Below are 12,505 nucleotides of genomic sequence, written 5' to 3'. Positions count from 1 at the left end.
CCTTGGCCAATTTTAAAAGCAATTCCTAGTCCAAAGGAATAGTAAAAGCAATAGCCACATTTATTAATAAAATAGTAATACCAACTCCTGAAACTTTAGTTATTGTTTTTGAGTTACTATTTTTTTTACTAGTAATTCTAGCAATAGCTAAAAATACTAATGGAATAGTTAACATAGTAATACCAATAATAAAAATAGTTTTTAATAATTCAATTCAGTGTACAATTTCTGCAACTCAGGATATATAGTCAGGATTAGGTTTTATTGGTGTTCCAGGTAAGTTAGGATAAGTAATGTTATGATTATTAAAACCAGTAATAACTTGGATAATAATACCAAAAATTAGTCCTAATCCCATTCCAGTAAAAATACGAATTGGAAATTTAGGTTTAGTTTTTTAATAAAAATAGAAAGTGCTAGGATAATACTAAAAAAGACAATTATCCCGATTAGAGTTTGTCAGTGTGAAATACCAACAAAGTCTCTTAATAAGTTAATATTGTCATTACTAAGAGTTGTCATAGTTGCTACCTCATTCTTTTTATTTTTTATAGGTTATGACGATGTTACTTTTCTGCTTGCTATATGAATAATATCACTAGTACGAGCAAAAGGAGGTGAATAAACTAAATCTAAATTTTGTAAATCACGGATGTCCATTTTATTTCAAATGGCAGTAGCAAGAGCATTAATTCTTAATGTGGCATGATTATAGCCTGCCATTTGTGCTGCCAGTAATTGGAAATTTGTTTTATCATAAAATAGTTTCAAGTATAAAGGACGAGATTGTTTTAAGTATCTTGGTAGATCATAATCTTTAATATAAACACTACCAATTTTATTTTTATCAATCGTATCAAAACTACCAGTTTTTGTTATTTCTAAATTACCAACACGTAAAATACTTGATCCTAAAGTTCCTGGATATTTATGTTCTGGGTTTTTAATATTATCAGCAATAATACGTGCCATTTTATTAGCATTAGTTGCCAAGGGAACATATATTGATGATTTATCAAATTGACTATATATTTGTGCACAATCACCACCACTATACATATTTGAAAACTTTTTTGTAACATTTTCTTTAGAAGGAATTTGACAGAATTCGTTAATAATAATTGCTTTATTTTTATTTAATTCAATGTTGCTATTTTGTAAAAAATTCGTATTTGGTTCAAAACCAACTGCTAGTATTACTAAGTCACAAGGTATTGTTTTTCCATTTTTTTTATCACTTACACTTCTTAAACGCAAATCATTAACATTATTATGAGTCATCATTAGTTCTTCAACTTGATAGTTTAGTAAAATAGTGGCATCGTTTTTTGATTTAGTTTTATGATTAATATTTTTTTTGGTTAGTTCATCATAAATTAATTGGCTAAATTCTTTATCAACAGCGTCTGCCATTAATCGATCTTTCATTTCAACGATTGTGACATCTTTTTTTTGTTTTAAGCATGCTTCTGCCATTTCCATGCCAATGAATCCACCGCCAATAATAACTATTTTTTTAGCATTTTTCATTGCTTTTTTTAGATTTATGGCATCTTCTTTAGTAAAAACATTATAAACATTATGTGGCAAAATACCATGACTAAAAGGTGGCGGAATTTTTGGTTTGGCTCCTGTTGCAATAACTAAGGCATGATAAGATACAACTTTTGCTTTAGTTTTATCGTCTGTTGTTTTTTTGACATGAATTTCTTGTTTTGCTGTATCGACTTTAATAACATTTTGATTTAAATGAATTTTAATTTTATTTTTATTATTAGTTTTTTCTGAAAAATCTTTTTTTGTACGATCATTTAAAAGTTTTTTATCTTTAAATTCATTAGCAATATAATAAGGAATACCACAAGCACCAAGTGAAATATAGTTTTTTTCTTGATAAACATGGATATCAAAATTTTTATCACTATTTTTTTCACTACGTAATAATTTACTCGCAACTCCCATCCCAGTCGCGCCAGCACCAATAATAATAACTTTAATTTTCATTTTTATAATCGCTCCACTCTCATTAATTATAATATATATTTAATAAAAATATCAATTAATAGTGTTTATCTTAAGTATTGATTCATTTTTGAACAAATTCTAAAGTAGTGTCACTAATACCTTTATCAGTTACTAAATTATATTCATTAACAACTGTGTGGTCTAAATCACCAATTAAAAAACTTTGACCGTGGTTAGCATCAAGGATAGTGTATAATGAACTTTTTTTTGGTATTTCATATCGAATTTTTTCTTGAAATAATTCGTTAGCATTAGTGTAGTTAATAAAGTGATCATTTTGACCATGAAGAAATAACATTGGCATATCAGGTATTAATTTTAAATATTTAATTGGTTGTATTTCTTGTAAACCATCGACACCAAATGTTTTTTGTGCTTTTTTCCGACTTAATTTCAGCATTAAATTAGTAGGTAAGAAAGCATAATTGTATAGTTTTTCACTATACGTACGATCTAAGCGACTAAATGTACAATCAGAAATAATGAATTTTACTTTTTGATTAATTTTATGTTTTGCATATAAATCGCTTCACATTACTACTGTTGCGCCACCTAATGAAAAACCATATAATCCTAAAGCAGTAGTTTCTTGCTTATATGTTTTACAACAGTATTCAATAATGTCTTGTAAATCTTGTGATTCTTTTAAACCAAAAGTTGTTGGTGATGCATCACTTTCACCATGGTTACGAGCATCATATCAAATAACATTATAGCCAGCACGTAAAAAAATGAAAGCCTGTTTAAATATTCAAAATCTTGTATTAGTTATTCCGTGTAATAAAATTATTGTTTTATTATTATTTTCATTTTTAAGGGGACTTTTTAAAAGATTACCGTATAATGTTAAATTGTCAATTGATGTTTTAATTGAAAAAGGAATTATATTTTCATGTTTTTCTAGGTATTCTCAATATTCAAAATACATTGGCCATTTTGCTAATTCAATTTTAACTTTCGGTTGAGATTGAGAATTATATTGCAAGCATGCTTTAAACATTTCAATTGAATTTATATTAACTTTTTGTCTTAATTTTATTCTATTAATACTACTTTGTTTCATTAGTTTTCCTCACATTTTAGGTCATACATTTTAATAGTCGATGTTATTTAGTATTGTTGGTTTTGGTTTACAACGAATATATTTTTTGTATTTTTTATAAGGTATAAATTTAATATATTTGTATTTGCTAACTACGTGTTGTCCATTATTTTTACTATTTCGTCGTAAACAAGGTTTTACTTTTTTGATTTTAAAAGTACCAAAATTAGAAATAGTAATTACTTTACCTAGTTGGTTAATATTTTTAATTTCTTCAATTACACAATTAAAAACTATTTCAATATCTTGAATGTTAAATTTAGTTTTATCTGATACTCTTGCAATTAATTCTTTTGCGTTCATAAAAATCAACCCTATCTGTTTGCCCATATCCTTCTAATATTATTTTATATTATTTTATTTATAAAATGTAATCTATAAATTTTTCGTACTTTGCTTATTAATAATTTTATATATAAAAGGCATTTTACATATTTAATTTGAATAATTTTAACATTAAAAATAATAAGAATCAAAGATAAAAATTTCTTTATTATATTCAATAGTATAAGTAAGTATATTCCTTAACTATAATTATAATTTCTATAAAATGTAATTACAAAAATAAAAGTGTTTGGCCATTGCTTTAGTTTTAAAGCAAGTGGTTTTTTATTTTTGAAAGAAAAGAAAGAGAGGTTTAAAATTATTCTAGAGATAGCGACAACAAATGTTTCAATAGGTGATATTGAAAATAAAATTAGAAAATTTAAAGAAAATTTAGAAATTTTTAAAAAAGAATTCACATTTTTCATAAATGAAAGTGTTGAGGAACAACGTAATTATAAACAAAGATATCAAGATATTTTATCAGAAGAAGAATTAGAGAATAGTAAATATGAAAAGGATTTATCTTATAAAGAAGATGATTTAAAAAACTTAAAAAGTCATATTGAAGATTTAACAAAAAGTAGGACTAATAATCAACTTAGAAATCAAACATTGGATGAAAAAATAGCAAAAGATCAAAAAGAATTAAAAAAAATAAGAAAAGAAATTAAAGCTTTGCAAAAAGATAAAGAAGAGTTTAAAGAAAAAAGCGCAAAGATAGATAAAGATACTTTTCAAGAAACTCAAAAAAATATTGAAGATTTCCAAGCTACTATGAGAACAAAAATAAAATATGTTGAAGTAGTATCAGCTTTAATTGAAGTTAATTCAAGTGATGCAAACATACAAAAGCATTGAGATGCATTATGAATCGATTATAATAATAAAGTTAAAAATGCAAAAGAAAGAATTCAAATTTTAGAAACAAAAATTTCAAGTTATAAAAAACAAATTTTAGAAAATGAAATTAGTATTAAAAGCCAAGAAAAAGAAATAATAGTATTAACGCAAGAACAATTAAAGTTAGAAATTGATATAAAAAAAATTAAAGATAAAATTGAAAAAAATATAAAAGAAATAAGGGATAAATTAAATGAAATTAATAATAAAATGAATAGTTGTTTTACTGAAAATAAATTGAATATAACCAAAAAGAGTAATGATATTATTAATTTATTTAATGAATTTAAAACTTTTCATGAAAAAATAAAAGAAGATTTTAAGTTTTTCATTACATTAAAAGAACAAGTAGATAAATTTTTAGGTGAATATTTTTTTATTAAAAACTCTAAAATTGAAAATTCTATATCAATAGTTGCTGATTATGATGCTGCACTTAAAATTATTATCAAGAATTTTACTACTTTTTTTGGAGAAAATAAATATGGTGAACTTTTAAAAAGTATAAAACAGTTTAATAACTATAAAGAAAGTAATGCTCAACAAGAATTACAACCATCAACTTCTAGTGATATCACTATTGATATCAATAATGAAAATAATGGTAAATGCAAATTATTTGATTTTGAAGAATTAAAATTAGAATCAGGATCAATAGTAAAAATGACTCTTAATTATTATAATTTTTTACAAGAATATAAAGGTCCATATTCTTATCTAATTTTTATTAAAGATGATAGTTTAAATGAAGGGAAGAATCAAAAAATAGCAAAAAACCTTTATTTTAATCCATTACTATTATTTGAAGATTGTAATGAAGAAGAACAAATGATTTTTAAAAAATTACAAAATAAAATGGCAAAAAATAGTAAAAAGAATTTTCTTTTTAATGAAAACAAAAAATTTGCTTTATTATGTACTAATGAAAATGATAGTTCGCAAAATCTTTTGTTTTTAATTGATTTTACAACGTTAATTAAAATTCCTAAAAAGTTTATTCCATTAATGTATGATTATCAAAAAAAATATAATTTAAATCAAAAAATATGTAAAAAAATAGTTAATAATTTTGAACAAAAAAATAAAAAAGATTATAAATTTATGTTTATAAAAGTTAGAGTACAAAATAATAATATTAAAAATTATATTAAAAATTTAGATTTATTATATGAAAAAATTTATCAACAAAAAGATCAATTACAAGAGTTAAAACATTTATTTTTTGAATTTAATGAATTTCTTGATTTAAATAAAAAACAGCAAAATATAAAAATAAGTGATTATGAAACGCAACAAACTAGCGAATTTCTTAAAGAAAATGATTTTGTATATAAAATGGTAAAAGAAATATCTAATATTTTAGATATAACATTAAATTCAATAAATTCAGATTGTTTGATAGGAAATTCTAATAATGTATTACAAATAGCAGATGTTGAATCAATAAATCAAGAAGTATCAGTTGGTCTAGTACTTTCTGAACAAAAGATAGCATTTACAAATAATATATAATCAAAAGTTTTAAACTTATAAATAATGCAATTTTCCAGATAATTTAATTATCTGGAATTTAAAATTAATAAGGAAAAAAAATAATAATTTAATTTTTTTATATAAATTTTGAAATACTTCTATTTTTAACATTGATTTCTTCTCATGATTTTTCATCATTAATTCTATTTTTAACATTGATTTCTTTTCATGATTTTTCATCATTAATATATTTTTTAAATAAGATTTCTGATCATAATGGTGCAAAATATGAGATTTGTTGTTCTGTAAATGATGCAATTTGTTCTTTTGTGAATGCTAGTATTTTTTCTATTGTAAATCAACTGATTTGTTCTTCTGTCAATGCTTGAATTTGTCAATCTGTAAATGCTTGAATTTGCTTTTCGGTAAATGCTGGTATTTGTTCTTTTGTGAGTGCTGGTATTTGTAATTTTGTAAAATGTGGAATTTGCTTTATTGTAAATCAGGTAATCTGTGCTGAGGTAAATGTTTCAATTTGTTGTTTGCTAAAGTATGGAATTTGTGTTGTTGCATTGAATGCTCGAATTTCTTTTTTAGTTAATTTTAAAATATTTAAAATATCATTTCCATTAATTGTGATTGGTTTAGGAACAAAATCCTTTGCTTTATCATTGTCTTTTCTTTCAAATATTATTGGTTTTCTTTTTTTTAAACTTTTTTCTTCAATATTTCTTTTGTCTGTTTCAGAAGTTCCTGACTCTTTATTTGAATCTTCACTATTTTTTTTTGTAATTTTTCTAGAACTTTTTTTTATCTTTTTTATCTTTCCTTTATTAGCATTTTTGGTAATCGTTGTTTTATTTTTTAATTTAATATTTATTTTTCCTTTTCCTCCGCTTTTTCCTTTTGCTCTCTTATTTCTATTGAGTAAAATTAATTCTTTTGCTATTGTTTCTAGTTCTATTTGATTGTATATTAAATTTTTTATTGATGTTATGTCAAATGTATTGTTAGAATCTATTTCATTATCAATTGACATAGTATTAGTACATTGCACTTTATTGTTAAAAAATGGTCCGATTAATATTCATAATTTAAATCAATAATTTGGATTAAAGTATTTCATAATTTTTGCCCTCCTTTGAAAGTAAATATTTTTTTATTTACTTTCAAAACAAAACAATTTTTAAATTTTATTATTTTAAAATAAAAATATGATTAAATTAGTTCTCTTTTATTATTAGATTATCAATTTAAGAAAACTTGAAATAGCGCTGTCAAGAAAGATGGACATTCAAAGTGAAATTTTATTAAGTTTTATAAATAATATTTGTAAATGTTAAATTGATAGTTATCAAGTTATTATTTAGTTTGTGATGAGTTTAATATTGATTAATTTTTTAAAATATATTGCTATTTATAATCATATTAGTACTTAATATACTAGTTAAAATTAGTATTACTAAATACTTAATTCTTTTTTATTTTCTTACTAAATTTAATTTATTTAATCTGTCAAAATCTTTATTTTAAATTATAAAACTTTAAAATAATTTTTCATGAAATAACTTTTGGAAATTATTAAAATTTTTAATATTTTTTAGGCAGTGTTTTTTTAAATTCAAAATTTTGTTCATAAATTTTTTGTAAAACTAAGTATCAATAGCGTTAATATTTAAAAGTAATAAAAAAGAGATTTAATAATTAAGTTTTTTGTTAAAAATTATCATATAATTAACAATGAACATCTTAATTATGGAGAAAAATATGAATAAGGATATGTATTTAATTAGAGCAGTAGAAATGGCGACAATTGCTGCTTATAAATTTATTGGTCGTAAAAATAAGAATGCTGTTGACTTTGCTGCTGTTGAAGCAATGACAATTATGCTAGATAATGTCCCTATTAAATGTCGTATTATCGTTGGTGAAGGTGAGTTAGATCAAGCCCCAATGTTATTTGTTAATCAAGAACTAGGAAAAGGAAAAACTTTAATTTATGATTTAGCAGTTGATCCAGTAGAAGGTACTTATCCTGCTGCTTATAATATTGCTGGTAGTATTGCTTGTTTAGCAGCAGCAACACCCAATACTATTTTAAAGTTACCAGAAATGTATATGGAAAAATTATTTGTTGGACCCGATTTACAAGATGCTATTAACAATGAAGATGATTTTATTACTAACATTAAAACTATGCAAAAAATGAAAAAACATAATGATTTAATTGGTATTGTTTTAGATAAACCAAGACATCAAAAAATAATTGAAAAGTTGCATGATTTAGGTATTATTGTTCGTTTAATTGGTGATGGTGATGTGCTTGCTGCTATTGATGTTATTAACAAGGAAGCAGATTTTGTTTATGGTATTGGTGGTGCTCCTGAAGGGGCATTAATGGCAGCATTAGCATTAAGTGCTGGTGGCAATATTAAAACTAAGTTAATTTCCTATCAAACAATCTGACCTACTGATGAAGACACTAAGATTCGTGTTAATATTGAAGATATTGCTATTAAAAAATATAAATTATCATATAATAAATATTATTTTGCTAAAGATTTAGTAAAAGATGAAAATGTCCGTTTTGTTGCAACAGGTTTAACAGCTGGTGGAAGTTTAAAAGCAATTAAATATTATTATGGTACATATTATTTAAATACTTTTTTTGTATCGCATGGTGTTGTTAGAAATATGGAAGTTACTTATAGTGTTAGTCAGGTTAATAAACTATTGCCAAGTGTTGAAAAAATTATGAAAATATATAATAGATATGTTTAAAAATATTTAAAGGAGAAAATTATGAATGATATTGATCGTTTACCTGCCATCCCAGTTTTAGAAAGTCAACGTTTAAAACTACGTCCTATTACTTTAAATGATGCACAAGCATTATTTAATTATGCGAAGAATGAAAATATGACAAAATATGTACCGTGAAAAGCTCATAAAAGTATTAATGATAGTATTGGTTTTATTAATTCTTTATTACAAGAATATAAACAATTAAGTTCTTTAATGTGAGCAGTGCAATTAAAAGATGATAAAACTAATACGATGATTGGTACTTGTGGCTTTATTAGATATTTTGCTCACACTAAATGTTTGGAAATAGGTTATGCTTTTAATCCAAAAGAATGGGGTAAAGGTTATGCCAAAGAGGCATTGTTAACTGCTATTAAGTGCGGATTTGAAAATACTGATAGTATTAGAATTGAAGGCAGTTGTGTTAAAGAGAACATTGCTTCAGCGAAAACGATGGAAAGTGTTGGTATGAAGTTTGAAGGAATTTCCCGTAGTAATTTTATTAAAGATGGTAAAGTTAGTGATTGTAAAATATTTAGTATTATTCGTAGTGAGTATTTTAAAGATAATAAATAATAAAAAATAGTAACTAGATAATAAAATTTTAATTATTATTTAATATTTTTTAGTATTTTTATATAATTAAAACGTGAATATTTTTGTTAAAATGTTTTTTTATTAAGAGGTATAAAATATTTAAAGGAGAGATTAAAATTGAAATCTTATACAGAAATAAGATTACTTCCACATAATCCAAGGTATACTAGATCTATTGAAATTGATTTACTTAATATAAATTATGGTTTAAATTATGACATTTATGAAAATATTAAAAAATTATTACAGTATGAAGGTGAATGAGATGATTTATTAGAACAATTAATGTTAGGCTACAATGCTGCTATGGATCAAATTTTTATTTTAGAAGGTAAAGATCAATTCTTTTATTCAATTGAAGGTAATAGAAGAATAATGTGTATGTATTTAATTACAGAATTTGATAAATATAAAACTATTTTAGAAAATTTTTCGGATAAAAAAAATTATTCAAAAGTTATTAAGATTTTACAATCGCCAGAAAAACCTAATTTTAATAAGTTGAATGTAACTGAAGTGCATTAGCAGATGTAAAGCATGAAGATGAAATTTGAAAAATAATATATACAAGACATGCTGGTGAAAATAAGGGTAAAAGATCTTGATCAAGACTAAAATATTTTTATGATTTAAAAGATATGTTTTTTAAATATAAAGAAAATAAATTTGAAAATAAAGAAATTAAACAAAAATTAAGTTATAGATTTAATAAATCAATTAAATCTTTAGATACAGATTTAAATAATGCCGTGTGAGTAATTGATATTGTTGAAACTTATAATAAGGATAAAAAAGATATAAATAAAATTAATATAAATGGAAATAGTGAAAGTATATCAGCTTTAGAATTGGCGAGGTCTGTTATTAAAATTGAATATAATGATGAATTAAAAACGTTATCTAAATTATTTAATATAGCAGTAACTGTAGAAAAATGAGAAGTTAAAATAACTCTTGTAGATAAACAAGATTTGTATAACTTTCTTGTAAAAAATTTAAAAGATGAAAATTATTCAACTCGTGGTTGAGAAGGAAACAAAATTTTTATTTTATATGAATTTGTTATAAAATATTTAGAGCCAAGTTCTATAGGTTCAAGTACTTTGAGGCAAGAAATTGAATTAGCAAATCAAACGCCCATTCATGATAGAACCCTTATTCAAGAACAATTAATTAAATATTATAATAATGTTAACTTTTTAAAAAATATACATAAACAATTACTAGATAATAAAGAAAAAATTACAGATATTAAATGAGGAATATTTCAAATATGAAAAAATAATACAAAACCTTTACTTGATACGTTAAAAATAAAGTCTGAAAATTATCCATTTTTAATTAGTTCTATAGTTATTAGGTCATCTTTAGAATTATTATCAATTTTTGCTATTTTAAAATCTCCCAAATTTAGATTTAAAATATTAGAAATTTGAGAAAATTTAAGTAAAGAAGAAAAGGAAATTTGAAATAATTCATATTCATTTACTAGTGATAAACTAGATTTTATAAGAAAAGATTCTAAAAAATTAGAACAAGAAATATTAAAATCATTTAGAAGTGATAATATTTTTTAAATTATTAAAAGAAATATTTCAATGAAAAAAATTAAATCTGTTGAAATATTAGATATGATTTATGAAGATATGAAAATTGATAAATTTTTAATAAAATATAAAATTTTACGAACTCACATTGGTTATTTAGATAATGTTGTTTTAGGAAAAAATAATAATATACCAAATATTATTATTCATAATTATTATTATTTGGAAAATAAAGAAAATTTTAATTTAGCTTGAGAATCATTAAATACTCAATTAGAAATATTGATAAAAATAATAAGGATATGGTTATTAAATAATCATTATGATAATTAAAAAAAAGAAGGGAAGTGAGTAGATGTTATTAGAAGGAGAAATAGTAATTCATCATAATTTTAGGAAATGTTTAGTAATCTGTGTAACTTACAAAAATAACTATGTTTAATTAATTCTAGTAAATATAATTAAATGACTAGAAAGAGTGAGTTACAGATGGCTAAAAAAGATAACTTTAATAATAATGATCCAATATCAAAAGCAGTAGATTTATTACTAGAAAATACTGAAGATTTAACAACAGTTTTTAAATCTGGCGGTTTATATAAAGAATTAACAAAAAGATTAGTTGAAAAAATGTTGAATTCTGAAATGCAAAATTATTTAGGATATGAAAAAAATCAACATAGTACTACTGAAAATGCTCGTAATGGTACAAGTTCAAAAAAATTAATAACTCAACAAGGTAAAATTGAAATTGATGTACCAAGAGATCGCAATAGTAATTTTACTCCTGTAATAGTTCCTAAAAGGCAAAGAAGATTTGATGGTTTTGATCAACAAGTTCTTTCCTTGTATGCAAAAGGAATGACATTATCTGACATTAGAATGCAGTTGCAAGAGTTATATCATGGTGCTGATATTAGTGAAAGTTTTATTAGTCAAATTACTGATGATGTTATTGATGATGTTAAAGCATGACAAAATCGACCATTAGAAAGTATTTATCATATTGTTTATTTTGATTGTATAGTAGTTAAAGTACGACAAGATAAACGGATTATTAACAAATCAGTTTATATAGCATTAGGAGTTGATTTAGAAGGCAAAAAAGATGTTTTAGGATTATGAATTAGTGAAAATGAAGGTTCTAAGTTTTGATTATCTAATTTCACAGAAATGAAAAATCGTGGCTTAAATGATATTCTTATTGCTTGTAGTGATAATTTAACAGGCATGTCAGAAGCAATACAATCAGTTTATCCTAAAACAGAACATCAATTATGCATTGTTCATCAAATTAGAAATAGTTTAAAATATGTTTCATACAAACATCGAAAAGGTCTAGTTGCAGATTTAAAACCAATTTATAGTGCATGTAGTGAAGAACAAGCAATGCAAGCTTTAGAATCGTTTGAAAGTAAATGAAATAAACAATATCCTCAAATTACTAAATCTTGATATAAAAATTGAGATAATTTAATGGTTTTTATTAGTTATCCAGTAGAAATCAAAAGAGTGATTTATACTACAAATGCTATTGAATCTGTTAATAGTCAATTACGAAAAATCATCAGAAATAAAAAAGTTTTTCCTAATGATATGGCAGTTTTCAAAATATTTTACTTGGCAATTGAAAATATAACAAAAAAATGAACATTGCCTATTCAAAATTGAAATACAGCAATTGCTCATTTTATGATAAAATTTGAAGACAGAATTAATCTAAATTAGT

General features: G+C 23.3%; 12 protein-coding genes. 7 read left to right on the top strand and 5 right to left on the bottom strand.

From position 1 onward, the window contains the following. Positions 1-25: 25 nt before the first annotated feature. The 4 genes from AACK94_RS06690 to AACK94_RS06675 all read right to left on the bottom strand — a co-directional run bounded on the left by AACK94_RS06690 (position 26) and on the right by AACK94_RS06675 (position 3,430). Positions 26-358, bottom strand: a complete 333-nt coding sequence (locus AACK94_RS06690; RefSeq protein ID WP_338975617.1) for a cation:dicarboxylate symporter family transporter — start codon at positions 356-358, stop codon at positions 26-28. A gap of 197 nt (positions 359-555) precedes the next feature. Further along, complete coding sequence (locus tag AACK94_RS06685) at positions 556-2,004, bottom strand: FAD-dependent oxidoreductase (protein WP_338975616.1); 1,449 nt, start codon at positions 2,002-2,004, stop codon at positions 556-558. Between the two features lie 70 nt (positions 2,005-2,074). Beyond that, positions 2,075-3,088: an alpha/beta hydrolase gene (locus AACK94_RS06680; protein WP_338974433.1), complete on the bottom strand. Its 1,014-nt coding sequence runs from the start codon at positions 3,086-3,088 to the stop codon at positions 2,075-2,077. Between the two features lie 30 nt (positions 3,089-3,118). Next, positions 3,119-3,430, bottom strand: a complete 312-nt coding sequence (locus tag AACK94_RS06675) for an HU family DNA-binding protein (RefSeq protein ID WP_338975615.1) — start codon at positions 3,428-3,430, stop codon at positions 3,119-3,121. A 312-nt stretch (positions 3,431-3,742) separates the two neighbouring features. Here AACK94_RS06675 and AACK94_RS06670 point away from each other — a divergent pair, with 312 nt between their 5' ends. Beyond that, positions 3,743-5,866, top strand: a complete 2,124-nt coding sequence (locus AACK94_RS06670; protein WP_338975614.1) for a hypothetical protein — start codon at positions 3,743-3,745, stop codon at positions 5,864-5,866. 97 nt (positions 5,867-5,963) lie between these two features. Here the strand turns inward: AACK94_RS06670 and AACK94_RS06665 are convergent, their stop codons facing one another. Beyond that, positions 5,964-6,953, bottom strand: a complete 990-nt coding sequence (locus tag AACK94_RS06665) for a hypothetical protein (RefSeq protein WP_338975613.1) — start codon at positions 6,951-6,953, stop codon at positions 5,964-5,966. A gap of 641 nt (positions 6,954-7,594) precedes the next feature. Here AACK94_RS06665 and AACK94_RS06660 point away from each other — a divergent pair. From AACK94_RS06660 to AACK94_RS06635, 6 genes are all read left to right on the top strand, one after another. Further along, entirely contained in the window at positions 7,595-8,608 is a 1,014-nt protein-coding gene (locus AACK94_RS06660; RefSeq protein WP_338975612.1) for a fructose-bisphosphatase class II, read from the top strand. 21 nt (positions 8,609-8,629) lie between these two features. After that, positions 8,630-9,208 (top strand): GNAT family protein, encoded by a 579-nt coding sequence (locus tag AACK94_RS06655; protein ID WP_338975611.1) that lies wholly within the window; start codon positions 8,630-8,632, stop codon positions 9,206-9,208. Positions 9,209-9,346: 138 nt separating this feature from the next. Continuing rightward, positions 9,347-9,754 carry a hypothetical protein gene (locus AACK94_RS06650; RefSeq protein ID WP_338975610.1) on the top strand — a complete coding sequence of 136 codons (408 nt, stop codon included), beginning with the start codon at positions 9,347-9,349 and terminating at the stop codon, positions 9,752-9,754. Between the two features lie 113 nt (positions 9,755-9,867). Beyond that, positions 9,868-10,806: a hypothetical protein gene (locus tag AACK94_RS06645; RefSeq protein ID WP_338975609.1), complete on the top strand. Its 939-nt coding sequence runs from the start codon at positions 9,868-9,870 to the stop codon at positions 10,804-10,806. Positions 10,807-10,827: 21 nt separating this feature from the next. Then, the gene (locus AACK94_RS06640; RefSeq protein WP_338975608.1) at positions 10,828-11,109 is read left to right on the top strand and encodes a hypothetical protein; all 282 of its coding nucleotides are present in this window, start codon (positions 10,828-10,830) and stop codon (positions 11,107-11,109) included. A gap of 156 nt (positions 11,110-11,265) precedes the next feature. Beyond that, positions 11,266-12,504, top strand: coding sequence for an IS256 family transposase (locus tag AACK94_RS06635; RefSeq protein WP_338976375.1), 1,239 nt, complete (start codon positions 11,266-11,268; stop codon positions 12,502-12,504). The last annotated feature ends 1 nt before the right edge of the window (position 12,505 follow it).

Origin of the sequence: Spiroplasma endosymbiont of Monopis laevigella, assembly GCF_964019975.1 — a bacterium.
In the GTDB taxonomy this organism is placed as follows: Bacteria; Bacillota_I; Bacilli_A; order Mycoplasmatales; family VBWQ01; genus Spiroplasma_E; species Spiroplasma_E ixodetis_A.
The sequence above is the reverse complement of the archived record's forward strand: the minus strand, read 5'-3'. Positions and strand labels throughout refer to the sequence as shown.